At 66.8% G+C, this 23,997-nt stretch carries 27 protein-coding genes; 16 read left to right on the top strand and 11 right to left on the bottom strand.

Annotated features, from left to right (window positions below; genetic code table 11):
- Window positions 1-125: 125 nt before the first annotated feature.
- The 3 genes from Q0627_RS16715 to Q0627_RS16705 are packed head-to-tail and all read left to right on the top strand — an operon-like array spanning window position 126 to window position 789.
- Window positions 126-356, top strand: coding sequence for a hypothetical protein (locus Q0627_RS16715; RefSeq protein WP_298811522.1), 231 nt, complete (start codon window positions 126-128; stop codon window positions 354-356).
- Window positions 357-370: 14 nt separating this feature from the next.
- Window positions 371-625 (top strand): hypothetical protein, encoded by a 255-nt coding sequence (locus tag Q0627_RS16710; RefSeq protein ID WP_291014813.1) that lies wholly within the window; start codon window positions 371-373, stop codon window positions 623-625.
- Window positions 626-642: 17 nt separating this feature from the next.
- A complete protein-coding gene (locus Q0627_RS16705; RefSeq protein ID WP_291014810.1) occupies window positions 643-789 on the top strand; it encodes a hypothetical protein in 147 nt (48 codons plus the stop codon).
- An 87-nt stretch (window positions 790-876) separates the two neighbouring features.
- Here the strand turns inward: Q0627_RS16705 and Q0627_RS16700 are convergent, their stop codons facing one another.
- Window positions 877-1,566 (bottom strand): peptidoglycan recognition family protein, encoded by a 690-nt coding sequence (locus Q0627_RS16700; RefSeq protein WP_291014808.1) that lies wholly within the window; start codon window positions 1,564-1,566, stop codon window positions 877-879.
- 137 nt (window positions 1,567-1,703) lie between these two features.
- Between Q0627_RS16700 and Q0627_RS16695 the strand changes: the two genes are divergently transcribed.
- Complete coding sequence (locus tag Q0627_RS16695) at window positions 1,704-2,405, top strand: M24 family metallopeptidase (RefSeq protein WP_291014806.1); 702 nt, start codon at window positions 1,704-1,706, stop codon at window positions 2,403-2,405.
- 79 nt (window positions 2,406-2,484) lie between these two features.
- Here Q0627_RS16695 and Q0627_RS16690 read toward each other — a convergent pair whose 3' ends face one another.
- Genes Q0627_RS16690 through Q0627_RS16675 form a run of 4 tightly spaced genes read right to left on the bottom strand, consistent with a single transcriptional unit; the run spans window position 2,485 to window position 6,326 of the window.
- Window positions 2,485-3,114, bottom strand: coding sequence for an NUDIX hydrolase (locus Q0627_RS16690; RefSeq protein WP_291014804.1), 630 nt, complete (start codon window positions 3,112-3,114; stop codon window positions 2,485-2,487).
- Window positions 3,093-4,463, bottom strand: a complete 1,371-nt coding sequence (locus Q0627_RS16685) for an adenylosuccinate synthetase (protein ID WP_298811517.1) — start codon at window positions 4,461-4,463, stop codon at window positions 3,093-3,095. The genes Q0627_RS16690 and Q0627_RS16685 overlap by 22 nt, the downstream gene beginning before the upstream one ends.
- Entirely contained in the window at window positions 4,460-5,416 is a 957-nt protein-coding gene (locus Q0627_RS16680; protein WP_298811515.1) for a hypothetical protein, read from the bottom strand. The genes Q0627_RS16685 and Q0627_RS16680 overlap by 4 nt, the downstream gene beginning before the upstream one ends.
- Window positions 5,417-5,429: 13 nt before the next feature.
- A complete protein-coding gene (locus tag Q0627_RS16675; RefSeq protein WP_298811512.1) occupies window positions 5,430-6,326 on the bottom strand; it encodes a hypothetical protein in 897 nt (298 codons plus the stop codon).
- Window positions 6,327-6,404: 78 nt separating this feature from the next.
- Here Q0627_RS16675 and Q0627_RS16670 point away from each other — a divergent pair, with 78 nt between their 5' ends.
- Window positions 6,405-6,773 carry a GNAT family N-acetyltransferase gene (locus Q0627_RS16670; RefSeq protein WP_298811511.1) on the top strand — a complete coding sequence of 123 codons (369 nt, stop codon included), beginning with the start codon at window positions 6,405-6,407 and terminating at the stop codon, window positions 6,771-6,773.
- A gap of 1 nt (window position 6,774) precedes the next feature.
- On the opposite strand, the gene Q0627_RS16665 is transcribed toward Q0627_RS16670, so the two are convergent.
- Window positions 6,775-8,298 (bottom strand): carboxylesterase/lipase family protein, encoded by a 1,524-nt coding sequence (locus tag Q0627_RS16665; RefSeq protein WP_291014794.1) that lies wholly within the window; start codon window positions 8,296-8,298, stop codon window positions 6,775-6,777.
- 56 nt (window positions 8,299-8,354) lie between these two features.
- The gene (locus tag Q0627_RS16660) at window positions 8,355-9,428 is read right to left on the bottom strand and encodes an LLM class flavin-dependent oxidoreductase (protein WP_298811508.1); all 1,074 of its coding nucleotides are present in this window, start codon (window positions 9,426-9,428) and stop codon (window positions 8,355-8,357) included.
- A gap of 173 nt (window positions 9,429-9,601) precedes the next feature.
- Here Q0627_RS16660 and Q0627_RS16655 point away from each other — a divergent pair, with 173 nt between their 5' ends.
- The 6 genes from Q0627_RS16655 (at window position 9,602) to Q0627_RS16630 (ending at window position 15,436) form a co-directional block, all read left to right on the top strand.
- Window positions 9,602-10,633, top strand: a complete 1,032-nt coding sequence (locus Q0627_RS16655; RefSeq protein WP_291014790.1) for an aldo/keto reductase — start codon at window positions 9,602-9,604, stop codon at window positions 10,631-10,633.
- Window positions 10,634-10,787: 154 nt separating this feature from the next.
- Window positions 10,788-11,105: a FeoA family protein gene (locus Q0627_RS16650; RefSeq protein WP_291014788.1), complete on the top strand. Its 318-nt coding sequence runs from the start codon at window positions 10,788-10,790 to the stop codon at window positions 11,103-11,105.
- The gene (locus tag Q0627_RS16645) at window positions 11,102-13,096 is read left to right on the top strand and encodes a ferrous iron transporter B (protein ID WP_298811505.1); all 1,995 of its coding nucleotides are present in this window, start codon (window positions 11,102-11,104) and stop codon (window positions 13,094-13,096) included. The genes Q0627_RS16650 and Q0627_RS16645 overlap by 4 nt, the downstream gene beginning before the upstream one ends.
- Window positions 13,097-13,122: 26 nt before the next feature.
- Window positions 13,123-13,650: a NifU family protein gene (locus tag Q0627_RS16640; protein ID WP_298811504.1), complete on the top strand. Its 528-nt coding sequence runs from the start codon at window positions 13,123-13,125 to the stop codon at window positions 13,648-13,650.
- Window positions 13,651-13,715: 65 nt separating this feature from the next.
- Window positions 13,716-14,639, top strand: coding sequence for an ABC transporter ATP-binding protein (locus Q0627_RS16635; RefSeq protein ID WP_291014781.1), 924 nt, complete (start codon window positions 13,716-13,718; stop codon window positions 14,637-14,639).
- Entirely contained in the window at window positions 14,636-15,436 is an 801-nt protein-coding gene (locus Q0627_RS16630; RefSeq protein WP_291014780.1) for an ABC transporter permease, read from the top strand. The genes Q0627_RS16635 and Q0627_RS16630 overlap by 4 nt, the downstream gene beginning before the upstream one ends.
- A gap of 87 nt (window positions 15,437-15,523) precedes the next feature.
- Here the strand turns inward: Q0627_RS16630 and Q0627_RS16625 are convergent, their stop codons facing one another.
- Together Q0627_RS16625 and Q0627_RS16620 are read right to left on the bottom strand one after the other, a co-directional pair.
- Window positions 15,524-15,868 carry an Lsr2 family protein gene (locus tag Q0627_RS16625; protein ID WP_291014778.1) on the bottom strand — a complete coding sequence of 115 codons (345 nt, stop codon included), beginning with the start codon at window positions 15,866-15,868 and terminating at the stop codon, window positions 15,524-15,526.
- Window positions 15,869-16,087: 219 nt separating this feature from the next.
- Window positions 16,088-17,065, bottom strand: a complete 978-nt coding sequence (locus tag Q0627_RS16620) for a hypothetical protein (RefSeq protein WP_298811498.1) — start codon at window positions 17,063-17,065, stop codon at window positions 16,088-16,090.
- Between the two features lies 1 nt (window position 17,066).
- On the opposite strand from Q0627_RS16620, the gene Q0627_RS16615 reads away from it, so the two are divergent.
- The 5 genes from Q0627_RS16615 to Q0627_RS16595 all read left to right on the top strand — a co-directional run bounded on the left by Q0627_RS16615 (window position 17,067) and on the right by Q0627_RS16595 (window position 21,774).
- Complete coding sequence (locus tag Q0627_RS16615) at window positions 17,067-17,933, top strand: rhodanese-related sulfurtransferase (protein WP_298811497.1); 867 nt, start codon at window positions 17,067-17,069, stop codon at window positions 17,931-17,933.
- Window positions 17,930-19,006: a GTP-binding protein gene (locus Q0627_RS16610; RefSeq protein ID WP_291014769.1), complete on the top strand. Its 1,077-nt coding sequence runs from the start codon at window positions 17,930-17,932 to the stop codon at window positions 19,004-19,006. The genes Q0627_RS16615 and Q0627_RS16610 overlap by 4 nt, the downstream gene beginning before the upstream one ends.
- A 142-nt stretch (window positions 19,007-19,148) precedes the next feature.
- Entirely contained in the window at window positions 19,149-20,186 is a 1,038-nt protein-coding gene (locus Q0627_RS16605) for an N-acetylmuramoyl-L-alanine amidase (protein ID WP_291014767.1), read from the top strand.
- Window positions 20,187-20,272: 86 nt separating this feature from the next.
- On the top strand, window positions 20,273-21,157 hold the full coding sequence (locus Q0627_RS16600) for an SDR family oxidoreductase (RefSeq protein WP_291014765.1): 885 nt from the start codon (window positions 20,273-20,275) through the stop codon (window positions 21,155-21,157).
- A 62-nt stretch (window positions 21,158-21,219) separates the two neighbouring features.
- Window positions 21,220-21,774 (top strand): nucleosidase, encoded by a 555-nt coding sequence (locus Q0627_RS16595; RefSeq protein WP_291014762.1) that lies wholly within the window; start codon window positions 21,220-21,222, stop codon window positions 21,772-21,774.
- A 15-nt stretch (window positions 21,775-21,789) separates the two neighbouring features.
- Here the strand turns inward: Q0627_RS16595 and Q0627_RS16590 are convergent, their stop codons facing one another.
- Window positions 21,790-22,668, bottom strand: coding sequence for a DUF6542 domain-containing protein (locus Q0627_RS16590; RefSeq protein WP_291014759.1), 879 nt, complete (start codon window positions 22,666-22,668; stop codon window positions 21,790-21,792).
- 101 nt (window positions 22,669-22,769) lie between these two features.
- Window positions 22,770-23,984 carry a DNA recombination protein RmuC gene (locus tag Q0627_RS16585; RefSeq protein WP_291014756.1) on the bottom strand — a complete coding sequence of 405 codons (1,215 nt, stop codon included), beginning with the start codon at window positions 23,982-23,984 and terminating at the stop codon, window positions 22,770-22,772.
- Between the last annotated feature and the right edge of the window lie 13 nt (window positions 23,985-23,997).

Here is a 23,997-nt window from a genome sequence, read left to right as displayed (position 1 = left end):
CGCACGTCCGGTGGTGTGAGAGGAGGGCCGGGAAACCCGGCCCTCCTACTCGATTCCTACGGCCAAAGGACTGGCGACCGCAGGGTCACCTGGTGTCACACGTCGGGGCAAGGTAACTTGTATTTGTGCAGAACGATCCGCGGATCGCGGCCACCGCCTACCGGCACGGCATCGACTCCGCCGACATCCTGCATGCCTGGCGCAACGTGATCAGCGCCGGTATCGGGACCAACGACATGGACATTGCCGTCGGTCCCGCCGAAGACGGCACCCTCCTGGAGATCGGCTTCATCCGCTCGGGCGATGAGGTCGTGATCCTTCACACGATGACCGCCCGACCCAAGTTCCTTCGATGAAAGGTGTGATGACCATGCCCCGCACGGTTGACGAAATCCTGGCCCACGCCGAAGAACTCGCCGACCGGTTCGAGTCCGACGACTTCGACGCCGACATGATGACCCCAGCCGAATACGAACTGGCCTGCGCTGCGCGTGAACGCGCCGCCGTCGAAGTGCGTGTCCGCAACGCCGTTACCGCACTGCGGGGTACCGGTGTCCCATGGGCTCGAGTCGGTGAGCTCATCGGCACCAGCGGCGAAGCCGCCCGCCAGCGCTACAGCGCCTGACAGCGGACTCTCGCGACGTGACCAGCGCGGCCGACGAATTTACCGGTTCCATCCGCGCCACCCGGTCCGCCCAGCCCGATCCGGTTCCGGCCACCAACAGCAGGGTGGTCAGCAGCAGACCCAACGCGGCCTTGGAAACCTACCTCGCTGAGCACTCGGCTTAGGGGAGAGATTGGGGCGCTTGTGCGCGTGGCCTGAGACCATACCCGGCGGCATAGCCCCAGGGCGTCACCACACGCCCGGTACTCACGTCATCTGACCAGTGTCTTGAGTCGCGTGGTCAGCGTGGTCTGCAGTGCTGCGAGTGCGTCGCCGATCGTGTTCCCGACGAACTGAGGCCAGCCGATACCGGCCGGGTTGCGGAGTTGGTCCACGATCTGCTGCACCAGATCTGGCTGCGCCGCAGTCGTCGGCCCCTTCGCGTAATCGACGAGCTTGTCGTACGGGAAACCCGGGCCGGGGTCGGTGTGGTCGGTGCCGCCCCACACACGGGTGTCGTCGTGTCCGCAGATGCCGGGTAGCTCGGCCACCGAAACCTTGCGCAGCGGGATGTCGTAGCGGTCGGACCAGTACCGCACCACGGATGCGGCGGCACGCAGCATCGTGTCCTGCGCAAGCCATTCCCAGCGCGTCTGCTCGGCGTTGCCGACAACGCACAGGTGCAGCAGGATGTTGTTTCCCTGATTCCCGGTCGACCATGTCGCCCAGTCGTCGGTGTTCTGCCGAATCCGTTTGCCGTCCACGCCGACCATCACGTGATACGAGCCCGTCCGAGTCCGCACCTGGTAGGAGGTCACAGCGTCGGCTGTGGAGCTGGTCGCGGTCGCGGACTTCCCGGACTCGGTGGTGTGGATGCAGATCCCCTGGATTCCTGCCGTCGAACGTGGGCCCCCGAATCCGAATTCGTCCGAGCGGTCGCTGTCGTAGTAAGTCTCAGACATGGCCCCGATAGTAGGGGTCGGCCCGTCGTCGCTGCCCACCGATGCTCTTGGTGTGCTCAACGCCACGCCGCGGACTGCACTCCGCGATCTGTTCGGGGCGGTGCGTCGAACACAGTCGTCGTGACACAATCGGGCAGGTGACACGCGCTGATGAGGCCGCATGGGTGGCAGCCCTGATCGATGCGGAGAACCGTGCCGAAGAACTGTTCGGCGAGGTCGTGGCGAGCGGGCTGATCACGCCGGGGATAACCGAACGAGAATTGAGTACCGCAATCCGGGATCTGGCCGCCGACGCCTTCGGAATCACCCGCTACTGGCACAAGCGGATCGTGCGGGCCGGGACCAACACCCTGCACCCGTATCGCGAGAATCCACCGGACCGCGTTATCGCCGCCGACGACATCGTCTTTCTCGATTTCGGTCCGCTCCTGGCCGACTGGGAGGCCGACTTCGGCCGCACTTACGTGCTCGGCGACGACCCGGACAAGCTCGCAGTGCGCGACGCACTCGAACCGGTGTGGCTGGCGGGGAGGGCGGTTTTCGACGCCGATCCCGACATCACCGGTGAAGAGTTGTATGACGCGGTGGTGGCGATCGCCGAAGACGCCGGGTTCCTCTTCGGTGGCGATATCGCCGGACACCTCGTCGGCGACTTTCCGCACGAATCGATTCCCGGCGACAAGATCGCCTCCTACATCGCCCCGGGTTCGACGACGCGCCTGCGTGATCGGTTACCCGACGGCACCCTTACGCACTGGATCCTCGAAATCCATCTCCTCGATCCCGACCGGCGTTTCGGTGGATTCCACGAGCAACTGCTCGATATCCGCCGCCACTGAATCCCGTACCAGGATCGGAGGTGACCGACAATTCGGTAATCTACTGTCAGTATGTGGCACCTGGATTCCGAATTAAGTTCTAGGAGAGCCATTTCCAGAGTTTGGGGGGGCGGCCGCCGGTGGCGGCGGCGGTGCCGGCTTCGGTGAGGTTCGGGTTCTTGGCGAGGTCGCGGTTGAGGTTGGCGCGGTGCGGGGGGCTGCCGTCGAGTTGTTCGGTGATGGCGACGGCGTCGGTGGCCGAGAACACCGGTCCGGTGAGGGCGCGGGTGAACGTCGTGTCGCGCCACAGCTTGTCGGCCAGCAGTGATCGTGTGGCGACGACCATCGCGGTGTGGTCGAAAGCCAGCTTCGGCACCGCGTCGAAGGTGATCCACTGGGCATGGGCGGCGTTGCGGGCTGCCGTGTCATCGAAGACCGCCCACATGGCGATCGACAGGGACGGGCCGCGCGGGTCTCGGGCGAGTTCATCGAAGGTGAGCAACTGGCCGAGTGCGTCCGGCGCACCCAGCCCGAGTTTGGTGAGGGCGCGCAGCGCGGCGTCGCGCAGACGTTCACCACTGGTCACCACCACCCCCGGCAGGGCCGGTTTCCCGGTGAACGGTTCCTTGTCGCGCCGGTGCACACCGACGACGACGCGACGGTCGTCGCGCCGATAACTCAGCGCGACGACGTCGACACACACGATGCTCAGCAGATGAGGTTCGGGCACAACATCCTTCGGTCGGTTCGCTGTGGGCCGTCCGCGGCGAGGACCGTCGGGCACCCGGTTGCCGAACCTATCAGCTCGAGCACGCCTTCGGGAGTGCCGGGCAGTGGCCGGTAGTCCGGTCGTGCCGCCCACGCCCGCGCCGTCAGCGTCTCCAGCTCGGCGATGCCGGTGCCCGACGGCTGCGGCAGTGGGTCGGTGACCCCGGACCAGCCGGTGGCCACGAGCAGTTCCCGGGTACCCACAGCATCCAGGTGCGAAACCCCGATACCGTCGACTCCGCCCGCCGCCCTGATCGCATACCGGAGTGCGGGAAGATCCAGATGCCCTGTCCGCCAGCCGCCCTGGTAGCGGCCCTCGCGGTTGTGGACGTCGGGCAGATCGAGGGACGGATCCTCGGTGGGCATGGGGCCCGCGCCGTGCCGGGTCGCGTAGCTGCGGGTCAGCCCCAGGACATACGGACGATGACCAGCAGCCCGGAGTTCACCGGCGAGCCCGGCAGGGGTGATCGTCGACCATGTGGTGTACGGGTGAAAACCGAACCATTCGTCGAGCAGCACGCCCTGGCTGCCCTCGAAGATCACCGTGCCCGACGACAGCGCCGCCACCAGGTGCGCGTCGATGTCGTCGACGATGGTCAGCAGCACCGCGATGTCGCACAACGCGTCGGCGATCGCCACCACTGGCTCGTGGGTCGCGTCTGGGTGATCGGCCGAATCCAGCAGCGGCCGTGCGTAATCGGCCAGTGCGTCCAGTGCGGCGACGGTGGCCGTGCGGTCCCGAAGCATGCCGACGGTGAGCGCGGGGGAGGCGGGCGCATCCGCGTGTACCGGGAAGTTTCCGATCGAATCACCCTGCCGTGCATGAGCTTCGACCGCCAGTGCGTAGGCACGGGTTTCGCCGATACCCTCTCCGCACGAACCGTGCCGGCCATCGCCGCGCGCGATCTCGCGCGCTCGATTCATCGCCACATGAATCGGCGTCGTCACCAGAGCGCCAGGGTCGACGGTGACCAGCCCAAGCGGGTCACCGACCCCGAGAGCCGCCAGTTCGGCAGCCTCGGCGGCCAGCGAGATCGGATTGACCATCATCGGTGCCCGCAGAATCGTGCGCACGCCCCGCAGCGTGCCCGACCCGAACTGCCGGAACGTGTGCTGCCGCGGCCCGTGACACACGTTGTGCGCGGCCTGCGCTCCCCCGGACCAGCGCACCACCGCCGCGGTGTCGCCGATCGTGGAGGCCAGATAATCGACTGTGGCGCCTTTGGATTCGTCGCCATAGCCGAGACCGACCACCACGATGGGCGAGCCCTTCGGGCGCACTATCGGCGAGCCCGTACGCCGCACGGTCACAGATCCGCCGGCAATCGGCCGCCACCGGTGGTGACCGAGCGCCCCGCGAACGGTTTCAGGGCCTTACCGACGGCGCCGTGGGTGGTGGAACCGGCGGCCTTCAGATCCGCCAATCCGTCCTTGAGGTCGATGGCGTCCTCGGTCATCCCGATCGTCAGCGCGATCAGGTCGGCCACCCCGTCGGGGTCATCGAGTTTGAGGAAGCGCTCACCGACCAGCGGTCGCCAGTGGTTCTCGATCTCCGGATCGTCGTAGTAGCTGGTCAGATTGGGCAGCACGTAGAACGTGTGCCACCGCTGGGCCAGCTCCCGGTACACCTGGTCGACCCGCAGGTCCTCGGTGAGGTCGTCGCCGATGATCCGTCGTACCGACTGCGCGTACACGGCGGCTTTGTTCATCTCGTCGCCGATGAAGAACACATACCCCTTGCGACCGCGTTTATCCCAGGCGTCGGTCTGGGCGCGGGTGTTCAGGAAATAGGCGGCGAGGGCGTAGCCTTCGCGTTTGTCGCCACCGCCACCGCCTTCCAGGAAGATGTCACGCAGTTGGTCGTCGATGCGGTTGTCCGATTCGAACTGTCCGACTTGCAGTGGCACGTCGTCGAATTGATCGTCACCGATCGCCCCGATCATGATCTGCGGATCGGCCACGTAGCCACCCCGGGTGAGTAGTCCGAGCAGGTCGCCGAGCCGCTTCTGCACGGTCACCGGCACCATACCCATCGATCCGGTGACGTCGAACAGGACGACGATCGGTGTCGACGCGGGGTGTTCGTCGCTGTCGCGGGCCTCGCGGCTCTGCGCACCGAACACGTCGAGCGCGGGGGCCGCGGTGCGCTGATCGCGCGGCAGGTTGCGCATGGTGTTGCTGTATCCGAAGTCGGGATCTCCGGCCGCCTTGCGGGCCGCCGCGGCAGCCTGGAAAGCGCTTGTGTCCCAATATCCTCCACCCATGATGGGCCTCCTATCAGTTGTTCTTGGATCTGCCGGGAATGGTGAACGGCCGGAATCGTCTGCGGCCGTACACGTGTCGTAGCAGCAGGTCGTATTCGGCCAGCTGCCTTTCGGGGGAAAGCCGTTGCGCCGCACGCATGAACTGCGACTGGCGCGGTTCGCCCGGTGCGAGCATGGCATCGGTGAGATCGGCCAGGGCCGCACCGTCGCCACCGAGCGCGGCTGTCCATCCGGTGAGCAGCACACCGTGCTGCTCGGGTTCGATGAGGACGGTGTCGACGGTGAGGGCGCCGTGCGCGCGGCCGGCGGCGGCCAGCGTCATCAGGATCCGGCGCAGCATCCACGCCCAGTCCCGGCCGTCGAGGCCATCGGGATAGGCCTCGCGCACCTCACGCAGCGACGCCATCGTCTCCGGTATCCGGTACGCGATCCAGCCGCGTCCGTCGGTGACCGCGGCGTCGACGGTGTCGGGGACGAATGCCGACATTCCGCGCGCCGCGACATCGGGCCACACCTCGCCGAGTGCACTCGTGCATCGGCCGCCGGCGGTCCGGTCGAGTTCGACCCGCTCGCCGGGCTCGCCGGTGCCGTAGCAGGCGACACGATCGTTGGCCCACAAGCGGTTTCGCAGCGCGTAGGTGCCGCCGGCGCCGACCACATGCGGACTCGATGCCGCATCGGTGCCCCGTCGCCAGTCCGCGTACAGCTCCGACAGTCGCGCCGCCACATCGGTGTTGTCGCGCCCGGTCGTGGCGCCGCGGTCGGGGTGGACCGCCATGAGCAGTGATCGGAACCGGAGACGGGCGGCCCTGCGGTCGGTATCGCTGCCGGGGTCGCCGTCGAACAGGTCGCGGGCGGTGCCGGCACGGCAGATCAGGTTGATCGCCTGTCCGGTGGTCGTCTTCCTCATATCTTTTACTCTAACAGAGTAAAAGATTCTGTCAACAGATCTCTGCCCGCCGCCGGATTACGGGTCTACGGTGGATGGATGAGTACGGAAATTCCGGTTCCGCCGCCGACCCTCGCCCTCGACCCGGAGCCCGCGCTGCGCGACAACCGCGCCAGGGAACGGTTCGAGCTGTGGTCCGGTGACGAGCTCATCGGCTTGGAGGGATACCGGCGGCACGATGACGGCACCATCGTTCTGCTGCACACGGTTGCCACCGATGCTTACGAGAGAAAGGGTTTCGCCCGATTTCTGGTGCATTCGGTGCTCGACGAGGTTGCCGCGGAGGGGCTCAAGATCGTCCCGGTCTGTACCTATGTCCAGTCGTTTCTGACGCGCTTCCCGCAGTACCAGGCGTTGGTCGCCGACGACCCCGACGACCCCGACGACCCCGACAACCCCGGTTCGTGAGCTATGCCCGGGGTGTGAGCATCGCGCGCACCGACGCGTAGCCGTCGGGCCGGATGGCCGACGACGCGTCGAAGATCTGTACCGGGCTGCCCGGCTCGTCGTAGCGTGACCAGCCGGGCTCGCCCTTGGTTACGAAACTAACTGCCGCACAATGTAGTTCATCAGCCAGCTGTTGCGGCGGGTAGGGTCCGGCGATGGGCTCCACCGCCGGGCCGTCGAGGCAGTCGAAGAAGAACGGCACATCGATGCAGTGCCCGGCCACTCCGTTGTTCGCCGACGGCCACGAGAACCGGTACGCCCAGGTGGGTCCCGGTCCGCGGGCATGCAGCATCCGCAGCACGTTGGCCCGGAAACACGCGTCGGTCAGTACCCGGCCCGCCAGCCGCACCTTGCCCAGCGCCGCCACGTCCGCGTTGTCGGCGAGGTACGCGGTCCGGCTGTCTCCGGTCAGTCCGGCCAGTCGCAGGACACCACTACGGGGAACCCACCGCAGTATCTTCGCGGCCCGGTCGGGCATCATCGTGAATTCATCGTCGGCGGAACCGACCACGAACGGCTTGTCGCCGCCGACGCCCTGGCGCAACGACGCCAGCGGTGATCGCGGGATAAGATCGCCGTCGACGGTCGGGCCCAGCGGCAATCCACCGGTCCTCATCGATTTCAGTGTGCGCAGGTTGATCGACGTCTCGGCCTCCTGTAGCTCGAGAACGCGTTCCTCGGTCACGGCCGACCATCCGGCGCGGGTCGGGGATACTTCGGCCCGTTCGGCCAAGGACCGTCCGAGTGACTGCGCCCTGGCCGCGGGTAGCGCATTCACCGCCCCCGACATGCAGTACGCGCCATGGAACAGATGCTGCGCGGCTTCCATGCCGAGCAGCGTGGTGACCGCACCGCCGCCCGCCGACTGCCCCGCGATGGTCACCCGGCCGGGGTCGCCCCCGAACGCGGCGATGTTGCGCTGGACCCATTCCAGCGCCAGCAGCCAGTCGCGCACGCCCCGGTTCGACGGCGCCCCTTCGATCCATCCGAAACCATCGAAACCGAGGCGGTAGGAGATGGTCACCGTGACCACGCCGTCTCGGTTGAAGTTGCGGCCGTCGTACCAGGGGCTGGCCGGCGATCCGGCACTGTAGCCGCCACCGTGAATCCACACCATCACGGGAAGACCCGGAACCTGTTGCCGCGGAAGGGGAGTGAAGACATTGACGTTGAGGGTGCTCGCACCCGGCACGCTCGGCTCCGGGATGAGTGTGACACCCGGGTCGCCGCGCTGCGGGGTGGCGCCGAATCCGGCCGCATCGAGAACACCGTCCCACGGCGCTTTCGGGACGGGGGCGGCGAATCTGAGCTCACCGACCGGTGGCTCGGCGAACGGGATCCCCAGAAACGCCGCAGATAGGGGCGTGCCGGACAAAGGTTCGCCCGACAAGGATGCGCCGGTGGTAGGCCGCCACCGCCCGCGCACCCGGCCCTCCGCCGTGACGACCTCCGGATGCTGTGCCGGCTGCGGCGAGTCCCAACCCATGGCACGAATGTACCCGGCGCCGCGGCCGGCGCGTACGGACCGGACCGACGCGTCCGTCAGTCGCGCAGCAGAGGGAGCAACTCGGTGCCCTGGCGTTCGATCTCGCGGAGATACGGGGTGTCGGACAGCACGAACTGAGTGATACCCAGGTCGGCGTATTTGCGCAGGGATTTGGCGACGTCCTCGGCGGACCCGACCAGCCAGGTGGTGCCGGCGCCGCCACCCCCGAATTTGCCGGGCGTCGTGTACAGGTTGTCATCGAGCACTTCGCCGCGCGAGGCCAGATCGAACAGGCGACGCTGGCCGACGGCTTCGCGTCGGCGCACGAAATCGGTGGTGGCGGTCACGGATTCGGCCATCTTCACCACTCTGGCCTGCGCCTCCTCCCACGCCTGGTCGGTGGTGTCCCGGATGAAAGTGGTGATGCGCAAACCGAATTCGAGTGGAGCGTGCTGCCGGTCGACGGTCTCCGACAGTTTCTTGAGCCGGTCGATGCGTTCGGCGACACCGTCGAGCGGCTCGCCCCAGAACAATTGGACGTCGGCCTCGGCGGCGGCCACCCGTTCGGCGGCCTCCGACGCCCCGCCGAAGTAGATCTTCGGGTGCGGCCGACCTTCGCGTGCGGCGATTCTCGGTACAGCGGTGGAGTTTTCGACCGAGAAGTGTTCACCGCGATAGGTGAGGTTCTCTTCGGTCCACAGTCTGCGGATGATCTGGATGAATTCGCGGGTCCGGTCGTAGCGATCGGCCTGCTGTGCCTCGCCGTCACCGTAGGCGCCGAGATTGTCCTTCCCGGAGACGATGTTGATCCGTACCCGGCCGCCGCTGAGATGGTCGAGCGTTGCCACCGACGACGCGAAGTTGGCCGGCCGCCAATAACCGGGCCGCACCGCGATCAGTGGCTCGAATGTGCTGGTGCGCGCGGCGAGTGCGGTGGCCACCGTGAAGGTGTCCGGACGTCCCCACGAGGTGCCGATGAGCGCGCCCTGCCAGCCGTTGCGTTCGAGGGCCAGCGCGTGCTCGGTGAGTGTGTCGAGACTGTTGTGGCCGTCGACGGCGGTGTCGCCGCGATGACCGGGCTCGTTCTGATTGGGGATGTACCAGAGGTATTCGGTGTCGGCGATGCTCATGACTGCTTTCCCGCTCGGCGATGGCTGAGGACTCCACGAAAGCTAGTGCCGCACAGTGGTTTCGCGTCGACTTGAGATCACCGCGGGCACAACAGGTGACGACGAATGCTGCCGGGTGGTTGTCTGTCGGCCGGATCGCCCCGCCGATGACCCACTCGACCGGAAGGAAGCCCGTGTCCCACGGACCCACTGAACTGACCTACACCGCCGACCCGGATCGCTACGACGACGCGTCGTTCCGGCGTACCGGACGCTCGGGCCTCGACCTTCCCGCGTTCTCCTTCGGGCTGTGGCAGAAGTTCGGCAGCGACTACCCCTACCAAACGCAGCGCGAGATCATCCTGCACGCTTTCGATCTGGGTATCACCCATTTCGACAACGCTGACCGCTACGGTCCGCCGCATCGGTCCGCTCAGCAGAACTTCGGCCGGGTGCTGGCGAAAGACCTTGCGCCGTACCGTGATGAGCTGATCCTGTCCACCAAGGCGGGCAATCCTATCGGGCCGAGTCCGTATCTGAAGGGCGGCTCACGCAAATCGCTGCTCGCCTCGCTGGATCACAGTCTGCGCGACCTGGGCACCGACTACGTCGACATCTTCTATCACCACAGCCCCGACGAGTCCACGCCGTTGGAGGAGACCGTGTCCGGTCTGGTGTCGGCGGTGCGGCAGGGTAAGGCGCTGTACGTCGGCATCTCCAACTATCTGCCCGAACGAGCCCATGCCATCTCCGAAGCCCTTGCCGCCGAGCATGTTCCGCTGCTCATTCATCAGCCGCGGTACTCGATCTTCGACCGGCGCATCGAACAGAACGGGCTACTCGACACCGCCGAGCGTGACGGCTTCGGGCTTATCGTGTATTCGCCTCTGGCTCAAGGACTTCTGACCGACAAATACCTGGAGGAGATTCCGGACGGTGCGCGGGCGGTCAACTCGACATTCCTGAACCCCCGTGTCATCGATGACACCTACCGGCAGCGTGCCCGCGAGCTGAACAAGCTCGCCGAGTCCCGTGGACAGTCGCTGGCGCAGCTGGCGTTGCAGTGGGTGCTGCGCCGCCCGCAGGTGACCTCGGCGCTTATCGGTGCCAGCTCCACCTGGCAGCTCGATCACAATGTGGCGGCCCTGAACTTCCCCGATTTCACGGACGAAGAACTGGCCCTTATCGACGAACACGGCGTGCACGGAACCGGGCTCGGCCTCTGAGACCTCCGAGTCTCTGGGGCTTCCGAGTCTCTGGGGCCTCGAATCTGGGACCTCTGAGCGGGACCGGACACGGGTCGTTCGACGTACTCGACGGGACTTTGGTCTGGTGAAGCTGAGCCTTGCCTGAGCGTACATTTCTCATCTGAGGTGAGAAATGTCTGAATCAGCCCAGCACACAACGACGTCCGCCGATGCCGATGGCCCCGCCCGCATCCGGCGCAGCACGCTCGATCGTGTGCATCCCGGCCACACCGCGACCGTCGTGGGAATCTCCGGCAACGCGGAACCACATGTGGCACACCGTCTCGCGGTGATGGGTCTCGTGCGCGGGACCGAGGTGACGGTATTGCGTGCGGCGCCGTTGCGTGATCCGCGCCAGTATCGTTTCCGGGACACCTCGATCTGCCTGCGCGGGGCGCAGACCTCGCTGATCGAGGTCGACATCGACGAGCCTGCCGGGGCGGCATCATGAGCGAGCACTGCGAACACGGCCACGAGACCGAGACAACTTGTCCGCATTGTGATTCCGGAACGGCGGTCTCGACGAAGGTGCTTGCCTCGTCGTCGGCGAAAGTGGCACTCGTCGGTGCGCCCAACACCGGAAAGTCGACGGTGTTCAACGCCGTCACGGGGCTGAAGGCGAAAACTGGCAACTATCCCGGCGTCACGGTCAGCAGAACCGTCGGCATCGTGAAGACCGCCGACAAACAGATCACCCTCGAAGACCTTCCCGGTACCTACGACCTGACGCCCGTCAGCATCGATGAGAAGGTCGTCTCCGACGTGCTCGCGGGAAAGATCACCGGCGTGGCCAAACCCGACGCCATTCTGCTGGTGGCCGACGCCGGAACCCTGCGCCGCTCGTTCGGCCTGATCGCCGACGTCATCTCGCTCGGCCTGCCGACCGTCCTGTGCCTGACGATGATCGACGAACTCACCCGCCGTGGCGGATCAGTCGACTCCGGCAGACTCGCCACGGCACTTGGTATTCCGGTGGTGGCCATCGACGGCCGGCGCAAAGGCTCGGGCACGCAGGTACGTTCGCTGCTCGGCGACATCACCGGCTGGGCGCATCCGGTGATCGGCCCGCCGTCATCGGGCACCGAGGAATGGGCGGCGTGGACCGAATCGGTACTGGCCGAATCCGACTACCGGTCGCCGCGGCCCGACCCGCTCACCGAACGCATCGACCGTTTTCTGCTGCATCCGGTGCTCGGGACACTGATCTTCTTCGCGGTGATGTTCGGCTTCTTCCAGACCATCTTCGCGCTGGCCGCACCGCTGCAGGACTATGTCGAAACCGGATTCGCCGAACTCAGCAGCTGGGTGTACGACGTCGGCGGTGACAACTGGTTCACCGGATTTGTCGCCGACGCGCTCATCGGTGGTGTGGGCGGCGTGCTCGTGTTCGTACCGCAGATCGCATTGCTGTTCGTTCTCATCACATTCCTCGAACAACTCGGATACCTCTCACGCGCGGCGTTTCTGATGGACCGCGTGATGGGCACAGTCGGTCTGGAAGGCCGGGCGTTCGTGGCGATGCTCTCGTCGGTGGCGTGCGCGATTCCCGGAATCATGGCAACACGCACCATGCCGTCGGCGCGGCAGCGGTTCGCCACCATGATGTCGCTGCCGCTGATGACGTGTTCGGCGCGAATGCCGGTGTACACCCTGCTCATCGGAATGCTCATCGCGTCGGACTCGAAGGTGTGGATCTTCAACGCCCAAGGTGCCGTGCTGTTCGGCCTGTATCTGCTCGGCGCGATGTCGACGATGACCGTCGCCAAGATCATTTCGGTGTTCTCTGCGCGCCGCGGGCCGATGATGCCGTTCACGATGGAGATGCCGCCCTACCGGGTGCCGTCGTGGAAGCTGATGCTCGTCGAGATCTGGTCGCCGGTCAAAGGTTTCATCCGCAAGGCGGGCACCATCATCCTGTTCGCGACCGTGGTGCTGTGGGCGTTGCTCAACCTGCCCATGCGCTCGGATGCCGACCTCGTCTCCGCCGGTATCGACCCCACCGACTCGGCCGCGGTGTCGACGTACACGATGAACAACAGCATCGCGGCAAGCCTCGGGCACGGCGTCGAACCGGTCTTCGATCCGCTCGGCTTCGACTGGAAGACCAATGTGGCGGTGTTGTCGTCGCTGGCCGCACGCGAGACGTTCGTCGCGACGCTGGGCCAGATGTCGGCGGCCGAGGATCCCGAGGACCCGGCTTCCCGGCTCGAAGCGGCACGCTACGACGACGGCGAGAACAAGGGGGAGAAGGTCTTCACCCCGCCGACCATCGTCGCGCTGCTCATCTTCTTCGTATACGCGCTGCAATGCACCTCGACGCTGGCCGTGCTGCGGCGGGAGACGGCCACCTGGCGCTGGCCGCTGATCATCTTCGGCGCGTACTCACTGCTGGCGTGGTTGATGGCGTACCTCGCGCACACCATCGCCGTCTGGGTGTGGTGATGCCGGCGGTGCCGAACGTTGTTGCCATGCATCCAGAACCAGGCGAGCTGCCGGGGCAGATCCGGTGGATCATCCCTCCCGGCGTCCTGGATATCCGGGGACCGGTCCGGGCACCGCGCGAGCTCGGCCGGATGCAGAACGAGGGAACGATCGATGAGATCAGCGTGGGTCCGCGTTCGGTGCTCATCACCGCGGACTCGTCGGCGTGGCGGCGGATCGGCCCGGCCGTCCGTGCCGCGCTGACCGACGCACTGCGCACCCCCGGTGACTGGCTCCCGAACGCGATGGTCCCCGACGATCGCGCCTCCTCAGACAGGGCGATAGAAGACATCGCCCGCGACGTGATCAGAACCCAGGTCGGGGATTACGTACGTTCACACGGCGGCCGGATCGAGCTGGTCGACGTGTGCGACGGCGTGGTCACGGTCGATCTGGGCGGTGCGTGCCGAGGATGCCGCGCCGCGCACGACACCCTGCGGTCGGGTTTCGAGGGCGAATTACGTCGCCGGTGCCGCGACGTCGTCGGGGTCCGCGCCCGAGGCGATCGACTGTAGGGGACTGTCGGCGGATCCGGGCTCGTTCCGTCGTTCGATGCGCTCGCCGCCTTCGTCGGGTAAGGATGGGTGACATGATCACAGTCGAACACCTCACCAAGAGATACGGCGACTATGTCGCGCTCGATGACGTGTCATTCACTTCAAAACCGGGACGGGTCACCGGTTTCCTCGGTCCCAACGGCGCCGGGAAATCGACGACGATGCGCATCATCGCAGGTCTGACGCCGGCCACGGCCGGAACGGCCACCGTCGGCGGTGTCGTATACCGCGACATCCCCAATCCCTCCACCCAGGTCGGCGTGCTGCTCGACGCGTCGGCACAGCACGCCGGACGCACCGGTGCCGAGATCCTGCACCTGAGCGCGATGACGCTCGGGGTGAGCCGCGCCCGCGTCGAGCAGATGCTGGCGATGGTCAGCCTCACCCCGGAGGAGGCCAAGCGCCGCGTGCGCAACTACTCACTCGGCATGCGCCAGCGCCTGGGTATCGCGAACGCGCTGCTGGGTGACCCGCGGATCCTGATCCTCGACGAACCAGCCAACGGACTCGATCCGGCGGGAATCCACTGGATGCGGACACTCCTGCGCGACTACGCCGACCGAGGCGGCACGGTGCTGCTGTCCTCGCATCTGCTGCATGAGATCGAGATCATCGCCGACGACCTGGTGGTCATCGGGCACGGTCGGATCGTCGCGCAGGGCACCAAGGATGAACTGCTCGCAGGCAACGGAACCCGCGTGCGGTCGCTCGACGACGGCGCGCTGGCGCAGGCCATGACGGACGCCGGTATCGTTGCCCGGCCAGTCGTCGAGGGCGGCTTCATCGCCGACGCAGCACCCGAGGACATCGGCCGGCTCGCCGCCCGCATCCAGATCCCGCTCGTCGAACTGCGCCCGGGCGACGGGGCCAACCTCGAACAGATGTTTCTCGATCTCACCGCGGCGACCGCGCGTGAGGGTTCAGCCACCCAGGGGGCACCGCAATGACCACTTCAGCCACCCCGACAACCACAGGAGTCGGCGCGGGAAGGTCCGGCATTCCGTTGAGCCGGCTCATCCGAGTCGAGATGCGCAAACTCATCGACACCCGCGCCGGATTCTGGCTGATCGCCTCCATCGGCCTGATCACGCTGGCCGTGATGATCGGCCTGCTCGCAGGCAACCGGAACAAGCCGGAGAATCTGAGCTTCGGCGAGATCTTCGGCCTGATGAACATTCCCACCGCGATCATCCTGCCGGTCATGGCGATTCTGCTGGTCACCGGCGAATGGAGTCAGCGCACCGCGCTCACCACATTCGCGATGGAACCCCGCAGGGAGCGGGTGGTCATCGCCAAACTCGTCGCCGCATTCGCCGCTGCTGTGGGGGCTGTCGCGCTCAGCCTCGTGCTGGGCGCCATCGGCACTGTCATCGCCGGAATTCTCTATTCCGATCCGGCCGGGTCGTGGTCATTCTCGGCCGCCGGTATCGTGAATGCGTTTGTCATCCAGATCTTCGGTCTGCTGCTCGGATTCGGGTTCGCGGCGCTGATCCTCAACACGCCGGGTGCGATCGTCGCCTACTTCGCGTTGCCCACCGCTCTGAGTATCGTCTCGGAGCTGTTGCCCTCGTTCGGCGACAGCGTGGGTGAATGGATTGATTCGGGGGCCACGCAGGTTCCGTTCCAGTCCGGTGACTGGGCCACGGGCGGCGAATGGATGCGCTTCATCGTCTCGGGCATCGTCTGGATCGGAATTCCGTTGGCGTTCGGAATTCTGCGGATTCTGCGGACCGAGATTAAGTAGCCACTCAGGGTACGATCACCCGTCCCAGCACAGATGCGCCGCCGGCTACCGGAGCCGGCGGCGCATCTGTGCTGGGTGGGCGAAGATTCAGCGGGCGGACTCGTATGCCTCGATGACGCTGTGCGAGATGCGGCCGCGGTCGCTGACCTCATAGCCGTTGGCCTGTGCCCACTCGCGGATCGCCTGGGTCTGTTCCTTGGTCCTGCCGCTGCCGCTGCGGGTTGCCACGGCGCGGCGAGCGCCACGGGCGGGCGCGGTGACGCGGGAGACATCGATATACGTCGCGAGGGCGTCACGGAACGCCTGGGCATGTTCCGCCGAAGTGTCGAACTCGTACGTCTTACCGTCGAGGCTCCACTCGATGGTTTCGTATTCATCGAGTGCTGCACCATCCAGATCATCAATGACCTGGATCACTTCCTTCTTTGCCATTCTGCGCTCCGTTCGTGATAGCCAAAGTCGTGACGAACCTATATCGGCCGGACTACGGACCGAAAGGCTGAAACTCAGCATACAACAACAAAACGATGCTTCGGCCATCGCCGTTGTCCGCGAAGGTGTATATGTTCGAAATGCGGCGACGAATGTGTGCGGAGGGGTTCGGCACAGTGTCGAAGAAATGTCCCTGATTCACAGGGAAATGTAAGGTTTCTACCGAGGTGTGGTCGAAGTTACGCCATTGTCGGTGGTGTCGGCACCTGGAGTGCTGTTTTCCGATTCCGTGGAACCCGGATCACCGTCGTCGGTGGTATCACTGTTGTCGGCGGCATCACCACCGGGTTCCGGTGCGGTGTCGGTCACATCCGTCGTGCCGGTATCGGTATCGTCCGGATCGGCGGCCGAGACCATTGATTTCGGTGCCGGATCTGTGGCGTCGAGATAGGCGACCTGGGATCCGGTGATCAGGAATCCGCTCTTGGTACGCGATTCCAGGCAATACAGTCCGGACACGTCCGTGAGGCACGAAATGCGCGACATCGTGATCGTGGTGCCATAGGGCAGCACGGTGCTCCGGTAGAGGAGATTGACATCCTTACCCGCGTCGCACAGTCCCAGACCGGCCCCTTCCGAGTTCAGCGTCACCAGGTTTCGTGACCGGTCGCACGCCATGGCACCACCGCCGGTCGAGGACGTGCCTGCGGTCGGTTCGCCGGTGAGATCGCCGTCGAGGGCCCGGCATACGAGAGTGCGGCTGTCGAGCGAGGTGGAGCAGTTGAGCTGGCGGTCCGGCGTGGAGAAGTGATAGCCCGACGCGTTGCCCCGCGAGCCGTTGCGCGTAGTGGCGCCCATGCCGTAGTCGGCGATATCGGCGCGCGGTGCCATGGAGATGACTCGCCCGATGGTTCCCGCCCGCAGCCGGTTCGGGGTATCGACGCCCTCGTCGCCGCGCGTCCTCGGCGTCGATGTCGACGGTGCCGCGACGGTCGACAACTCATCGGTGGGGGGCAGCTCGATGCGCTCGGGGGGCGAGTTGTCGAGCAGGGAGCACCCGGCGGTCAGCAGCGCCGCGACCACCCCGAGGCCCGCGACGGCGACCCGGCGGCGAGTTCCCGGCCGGGGGCCGCAGTGTGCGTGCCTGTCGGGTTCGTGCGCCCCGAGTCCGTGCCTCCCGTGTCCGTACCATTGCACCGTGGCAACCCCTAAGATCGTGCTGTTCTACGTATTCACCCCCCTGCCGGACCCTGAGGCGATCAGGTTGTGGCAGCAGGCGGTCAGCGAGTCGGCCGGGGTCACCGGCAGGATAATCGTGTCGCCGCACGGGATCAACGCCACGGTCGGTGGCGACATCTCCGCCGTCAAACAGTACGTGAGGGCCACCCGCAAGTACGCGCCATTCTCCGGCGCGGACATCAAATGGTCCGAAGGGACAGGCACGGATTTCCCCAGACTCAGCGTCAAGGTGCGCCCGGAGATCGTTACGTTCGGGGTGCCCGACGAACTCGAGGTCGATGAGTCCGGCGTGGTCGGCGGGGGCGAGCACCTGACCCCCGAACAGGTGCATCAGCTGGTCGCCGACAAGGGCGAGGACGTGGTCTTCTTCGACGGACGCAACGCCATCGAGGCGCAGGTCGGCCGGTTCCGGAACGCCGTCGTCCCGCCCGTGGCCACCACCCGCGACTTCGTGCCGCTTCTGGACGCCGGGGCCTTCGACCACCTCAAGGACCGCACCGTGGTCACCTACTGCACCGGCGGGGTGCGCTGCGAGGTGCTCACGCGGCTGATGAGGGCCCGCGGCTTCGGCGATGTCTACCAACTCGACGGCGGCATCGTGCGTTACGGCGAGACCTACGGTGACGACGGCCTGTGGGAAGGGTCGATGTTCGTCTTCGACGACCGGATGACCGTCGACTTCTCCGACCACACCGAGGTGATCGGGCGGTGCTCCGAATGCGGCGCACCCACCGCCAACATCGAGAATTACCCGGATCGGCTCGGCCGGGAACTGCGCGTCGTGTGCCCGGAGTGCGTGCCCGGCGCGGTTCCCGCGGGGTCGTGAGCTCGCGCCGCGACCGGCGGGCGATCCCGGTCGTCATCGTCGCCGGATTTCTGGGTGCCGGTAAGACGACGCTGCTCAACGCGCTGCTCGGCAACACGGCCGGGGCGCGCCTGGGAGTGGTCGTCAACGACTTCGGGGCCATCAACGTCGACGCGCTGCTGGTGTCGGGGCAGAGTGCGGGGACCATCAGTTTCGGAAACGGCTGTCTGTGCTGCACCGTCGACGCCGACGGCCTGGCCGAGGCGCTGAGCGGGCTCGCCGCCGCGCCGGCGGGGCTGGACGCCATAGTCGTGGAGGCCAGTGGGATCGCCGAACCTCGTGCATTGATCAGGATGGTGGCTCGGGTCGCCGATCCGGCGGTTCGGTACGGCGGGCTCGTGTACGTGCTCGATGCGGTCGCCGCCGCAGGCACGCATGTGCGCCATCCGGAGATCGGCGGCCACATCGCGATCGCCGATCTCGTGGTGATCAACAAGGCCGACCTCGCCGACGATCGCACCCTGGCCGGGGTGCTCGCGATGGTCGGTGAACTCAATCCGACGGCGCCGCGGATCGTGACCACCGAGGGCCGCATCGACTGCGACGCGCTGTTCGACCTGTCGGATCGGCCCGAACCCGGCGACGACCTGCCACGGCAACTGACGCTCGACGAACTGCTGCGTGCCGACGATCGCGGGGCGGGGGAGCAGGGCCACCATACGCACCTGCATGATGCTTTCGATTCGGTATCTGTGCAGGTAGTGGGCCCGATCGATCCCCGGCGGCTGGCCGCCATGCTTGAGCGGCCACCCACCGGGTGCTACCGAATCAAGGGCGTGGTGTGGCCGGCCGGTGCGGCTGAGCAGTTCGCGGTGCATGCCGTCGGCGGGTTCGTGCGCACCGAGCGGACCGGAGTTCGGCGGATGCCCGCCGCGCCCGTAAGCAGCCTGGTTGTCATCGGCACCGATCTCGACGCGGGCCAGGTCAGGGCCGATATCGAGGGATTGTCCGCCGACCCGGACCTCGACGACGAGTTCGGAATCCTGCGCATCACCCGGCATCTTCCGGCCGCGTCACAGCTGTCTAACGATTGATCCCGACGGCTCACGCCGGATTCTCTTCCTGGCGCATCTCTGGTTCACTTGTTACAAATGTGACTGTTGTGACCAAAGTTGCGCAATTGAAGGGAGGCGGCACCGACACCGCGCACGTTGTGCGTCGTCGTGCCCACGCTGCATGATCAAGACCCGATTCGCCCGAGCGCGCACGATTACCGTCGCGGTTTCCATCGCCGCGGCGTCCTCGGTGGCCGCGACCACCCTCGTCGCTCCCGAAGCCCATGCCGCCCCGCTGGCAGGCACCACCGTGTTCCTCGATCCGGGACACCAGGGCAGCGCCGCCGGTCACCGGCTCGACGCGCAGGTGCCCGACGGTCGCGGCGGCAAGAAGGACTGCCAGACCACCGGCAGCACCTCCGTCAACGGAGTCCCCGAACACACCGTCAACTGGCAGATCACCAGGCTCGTGAAGGCAGGACTGGAAAGCCAGGGCGTCAAGGTCGTGCTCAGTCGCCCCAACGACACCGGCTGGGGTGGCTGCGTCGACCAGCGCGCCGCAGCGGCGAGCCGATCCCGCGCCGCGGTGGCGGTGAGCCTGCACGCCGACTCCACCTCCAGAGGGCCGGACGCGGGCAAGCGAGGCTTCCACATCATCGTGCCCAAGCTGCCGATCCCTGACAAGACGGTCAATCGCGTGCAGTCCGGCGCCGGCCGCACGGCATCGGTGGCGATGCGTGACGCGTTCGTCAGCGCCGGCCTGCGGCCCGCCAATTACGCGGGTGTCCGGGACGGGCTGCAGGGGCGCTCGGACATCGCGGCCGTCAACCTCACCACGGTGCCCGCGGTATTCATCGAGATGGGCAACCTGTCCAATCCCGCCGACGCAATGGCGCTGACCTCCAAGGAGGGGCAGCTCAAATACGCGCTGGCCATCACCGACGGCATCACCCGCTATGTCACCAAGACCGCGCCGACGGCCGAGACACCCCCGGTGAGCACGGGTAACCCGCCGCAACCGGCCCCACCGGCCGCCGACGACAATCCGTTCGCCGGCCTGCGGATCGTGCTGCCGTTCGTGCAGAAGCTCATCGCCGCAGGAGACATCGCCGAGGTCATAAAGATTCTCGCGACCGACGGATCGGACGTGTTCTCGCAGGTCCTCAAAGCGATGCTCGAGATCGTGTACGGTCTCGCGGGAGGCAAACTGCCGTTCTGATCCACCCGGGTGCCGGGGTCGCACCATTGCTCACCGGGCGTCGGGGGTGGTGTGAGCCCCGGCCGATCGCTGATTAAGGTCAAGCCATGGCATTGAAGGATCTCGTCCTCATGAAGCCGCCGGTGCCCACGCTGCGCGGTCGTACGGTGCTCATCACCGGCGCGGCCAGCGGCATCGGCAAAGCGACGGCGATCGCCGCCGCCCGCGACGGGGCGCGACTGGTGCTCACCGACCTGCGCGCCGACGACCTCGATGCCGTCGCGGCGGATATCTGCCGGTCCGGGGGCACCGTGGTGTTGCACCGCGCCGGTGACGTCTCGGACTACGACTGGGTGGTGGCCTTCGCCCGTGAGGTCGATGACCAGGTCGGCACCATGGACGTCGTCATGAACGTTGCCGGGATATCGGCCTGGGGCACCGTGGAGAACCTTGAGCATCGGCACTGGCGGTCGATGGTCGATGTCAACCTCATGGGCCCCATCCACATCATCGAGTGCTTCGTGCCGCAGATGGTGCGGCGAGGCGAGGGCGGGCATCTGGTGAACGTGTCATCCGCAGCCGGGCTGCTGGCCCTGCCCTGGCACGCCGCCTACAGCGCCAGCAAGTTCGGTATCCGGGGAGTGTCCGAGGTCCTGCGGATGGATCTGCGCCGGCACAACATCGGCGTCTCGGTAGTGTGTCCGGGCGGCGTGGCCACCCCGCTGGTCGGGACCGTCGACATAGTCGGCGTCGACAGGAACGACCCCAGGGTGCGTAAGCAGATGGACAACTTCCACAAGATCGCGGTCAGCCCGGAGAAGGCTGCCGCCGCGATCATCACCGGTGTCGAGAAGAACCGGTTCATCGTCTACACCTCGTTCGACACCCGCTTCGGCTACTGGTGGAAGCGTAAGTTCGCGCTGCCCTACGAGGTTGTGATGCGGATCGCCAACAATCGTTTCAGCAAGGTGGCGGCCCGCGCCCGTGCGTAGCCTGACCGGCCCCGCTGCCGGGCCCTGCTGCCCGGCTATTGCGGCGATGGCAGCATAGGCGCGTGACCTCATTCGATCCCGGCGTCCTCCTCGTATCCGCGACCCGATCGGAGGCCCGCTACGTTCCCGACGGCGCGCGCCTGCTGATCACCGGCATAGGCAAGGTGGCCGCAGCCCTTGCTCTCACCCGTGAGTTGGCATCGGGTGCGCCGACACAGCGGATCGTCAATATCGGCACCGCGGGTGCACTGCACGATCACCATGCCGGCCTGTTCGTGCCGTCGACCGTGATCGAGCACGACATCAGCAGTGACGCCCTCACCGCGATGGGCTATCCGGTGATCGACAGCTGGGATCTCACGGGCGGCGACGGAACGGTGCTCGCCACCGGCGACACCTTCGTCGCCGACCCGGCGCATCGGGCGGAGCTGGCCACCCGCGCCGACCTCGTCGACATGGAGGGTTGTGCGATCGCACACGTCGCGGCCGCATTCGAGATTCCGGCGACGCTGGTGAAGGTGGTCAGCGACAGCGCCGACGAGAAGGCGCTCGACTGGCCGCAACTGGTCGATCAGGCAGCGCGGGAACTCGGCGAGTGGGTGCGCGGCGAACTCTGACTCAACCCGGTCGCGTCAGGAGCGCTCGGGGGGCGGTGCGTCGAACACCTCGGCGCGGATATCGGCGGGCGATCCGGGGATGAACGACTTGGCGGCCGCCGCCCGGGACACCTGCCCGGCCGTGGCCCGGCGCTGACCACCCTGGGCCGGGGTGCGTGCGGACCCCGAGCGTGGTTTGGGCGCGTTCGAGCGGGTCGGCGATTCAGTGCGGGCGGCTCGTGCCGGTGCGGGGTCGCCGCCCGGTCCGTGTGGACGTGCCCGGCGGCCACGGCCGCGACCGGGCGGTACGACCACTGGCTGCTCGCCCGACGTCGGCTCGGATGCGTCCGGCGTGTCCGGGCGTTTGCGGCCGAGTCTTCTCGACGACCGCGCGCGTGCACCGTCTTTCGAACCGGTCTGCGACGAGTCCTTCGCCGGCGATGAGTCCTTCTTCCGCTCCGGTGCCCGCTCCGCGGCCGGTGGTCTGGTGACGAACCAACGGGCCACCACCAGCGCCAGCGTCACCAGGAAAGTGATCGCCAGCCATGGAAACACGTCGGCGATCGGCAGCAGGACCTGCAGGATCAGGCTCTTGAGGCTGGCCGTGGAGCGGTCGGCGTTGACCGTGTACAGGGTGATGATGCCCACGCCGAACGCCACCAGCGGCGGCTGGGCCGCAGCGGTGAACAGGGCCCGACGGCGCACCAGCAGTGCCGCGGCGACACAGCCGACGAGGAAGCAGAACTTGAACGTCGCGCCGAGTTCGTCGGTGCTGCGGGCGTCGATACCCGCGCCGACCGCGGTGATCGCGACGGCGATCAGAACCGCACCCCACCAGGGCACGCCACGCAGGGTGGGCAACACCGACTGCTGGCCGGCGGGCACCGCCGATGCGGTTCGTTGCGCAGAAAACACACCTAGACGGTACCGGTTATATGCCCGGATGCGTCGCAGCGCTGCCCCATGTGTTTCTCCGGTGCGGCTGTGTTCTCGTTCGATGTCCCGGTGTTCGGAGTTCAGTGTTGCTGGGCACGACTACCGGGAATCATGGGACGCACGGTGTCGTCGCCGGTCTCACGGGCCCGGACGGCCGATCGGGGTACGGAGTCGACTTCGCCTGGTGTGGTGGGTTCTGCCAGGTCACCGAGCGCTTCGAGGCCCGCGAGTTTGCGGGCGGTGACCGCGACCCGCGTGTCGATCACCCCGACCGCAGAGTTGTACGACTCGACGGCCCGTCGTAGAGACACCCCGACACGGTCGATGTGGGTAAGGACACTGTCGATGCGCTGGTGCAGTTCGACACCGAGCCGGTGGATCGAGGCAGCGTCCTGGGCCATCGCGTCGGTCCGCCACGACAGCGCGACCGTGCGCAGCAGGGTCATCAGCGTTGCGGGTGTGGCGGGGACCACATTCAGGCCGAAGGCGTACTCGATCAGGTCCGGGTCGGCGCGGGCGGCGGCATCGAGCACCGGGTCGCTGGGCAGGAACAGCACCACCAGTTCGGGCGTGTTGTCGAACGACGACCAGTACGCCTTTGACGAGAGCTGTTTTATGTGCCCGCGCAGGGCCCGCGCATGCGCCGTCAGCGCCTCGGCGATCGCGTCAGGGTCGGTTTCGGAGGCGGCTTCCAAGTAGGCGTGCAGCGGCACCTTGGAATCGACGACGATGTCGCGGCCCTGTGGCAGATGCACCACCATGTCGGGACGGATGCCCGACGGGTCGTCGCCGCGGCTGCCCGCCCGCGACACCTGCGTCGAGAAGTCGCAGTGCCTGCTCATTCCGGACAGTTCGACGACCCGTTCGAGCTGCACCTCGCCCCAGCGGCCCCGCACATGCGGCGTGTGCAGGGCGTTGGTCAGCGCGCGGGTCTGGTCCTGTAGCCGGTGCGATGTCTGATGCATGCCCCGGACCTGCTCGGACAGCCCCGCGTAGGCGTTGATGCGGCCGTGTTCCACCCGGCGCAGTTCCTCGCCGAGCTGGTTGAGGGTGCTGCGTAGTGGATCGACGAGGTGGCCCACCGCGGACCCGATGGCCGCCGACTGCCTGCGGGCGGCGTCCTCGGACGCGGCGGCCAGCGATGCCGCGGCCATCTGATGCGAGGACCGCAGGGTGGCGGCCTCGGCGCGGGCGGCGGCCAGTTCGGACCCACCGCGGGCGGCGTGCGCGGTCCACCCCAGCGCACAGCCCACGAGCAGCGCGACCACGGCCAGAAGAACAGCGGCGAGACTCATGTGACACATGATG

This window comes from uncultured Gordonia sp., assembly GCF_937858515.1.
Taxonomy (GTDB): domain Bacteria; phylum Actinomycetota; class Actinomycetes; order Mycobacteriales; family Mycobacteriaceae; genus Gordonia.
This window is presented reverse-complemented; position numbering and strand designations above follow the sequence as displayed.

What these genes read in the sequence shown, in the direction of transcription:
- Q0627_RS16710 (WP_291014813.1), top strand. Translation starts at nt 371, where the DNA reads ATGCCCCGCACGGTTGACGAAATCCTGGCCCACGCCGAAGAACTCGCC.
- Q0627_RS16700 (WP_291014808.1), bottom strand. Translation starts at nt 1,566, where the DNA reads ATGTCTGAGACTTACTACGACAGCGACCGCTCGGACGAATTCGGATTC.
- Q0627_RS16680 (WP_298811515.1), bottom strand. Translation starts at nt 5,416, where the DNA reads ATGGGTGGAGGATATTGGGACACAAGCGCTTTCCAGGCTGCCGCGGCG.
- Q0627_RS16675 (WP_298811512.1), bottom strand. Translation starts at nt 6,326, where the DNA reads ATGAGGAAGACGACCACCGGACAGGCGATCAACCTGATCTGCCGTGCC.
- Q0627_RS16670 (WP_298811511.1), top strand. Translation starts at nt 6,405, where the DNA reads ATGAGTACGGAAATTCCGGTTCCGCCGCCGACCCTCGCCCTCGACCCG.
- Q0627_RS16665 (WP_291014794.1), bottom strand. Translation starts at nt 8,298, where the DNA reads ATGGGTTGGGACTCGCCGCAGCCGGCACAGCATCCGGAGGTCGTCACG.
- Q0627_RS16660 (WP_298811508.1), bottom strand. Translation starts at nt 9,428, where the DNA reads ATGAGCATCGCCGACACCGAATACCTCTGGTACATCCCCAATCAGAAC.
- Q0627_RS16650 (WP_291014788.1), top strand. Translation starts at nt 10,788, where the DNA reads ATGTCTGAATCAGCCCAGCACACAACGACGTCCGCCGATGCCGATGGC.
- Q0627_RS16645 (WP_298811505.1), top strand. Translation starts at nt 11,102, where the DNA reads ATGAGCGAGCACTGCGAACACGGCCACGAGACCGAGACAACTTGTCCG.
- Q0627_RS16640 (WP_298811504.1), top strand. Translation starts at nt 13,123, where the DNA reads ATGCATCCAGAACCAGGCGAGCTGCCGGGGCAGATCCGGTGGATCATC.
- Q0627_RS16635 (WP_291014781.1), top strand. Translation starts at nt 13,716, where the DNA reads ATGGGTGACATGATCACAGTCGAACACCTCACCAAGAGATACGGCGAC.
- Q0627_RS16630 (WP_291014780.1), top strand. Translation starts at nt 14,636, where the DNA reads ATGACCACTTCAGCCACCCCGACAACCACAGGAGTCGGCGCGGGAAGG.
- Q0627_RS16625 (WP_291014778.1), bottom strand. Translation starts at nt 15,868, where the DNA reads ATGGCAAAGAAGGAAGTGATCCAGGTCATTGATGATCTGGATGGTGCA.
- Q0627_RS16605 (WP_291014767.1), top strand. Translation starts at nt 19,149, where the DNA reads ATGATCAAGACCCGATTCGCCCGAGCGCGCACGATTACCGTCGCGGTT.
- Q0627_RS16600 (WP_291014765.1), top strand. Translation starts at nt 20,273, where the DNA reads ATGGCATTGAAGGATCTCGTCCTCATGAAGCCGCCGGTGCCCACGCTG.
- Q0627_RS16585 (WP_291014756.1), bottom strand. Translation starts at nt 23,984, where the DNA reads ATGAGTCTCGCCGCTGTTCTTCTGGCCGTGGTCGCGCTGCTCGTGGGC.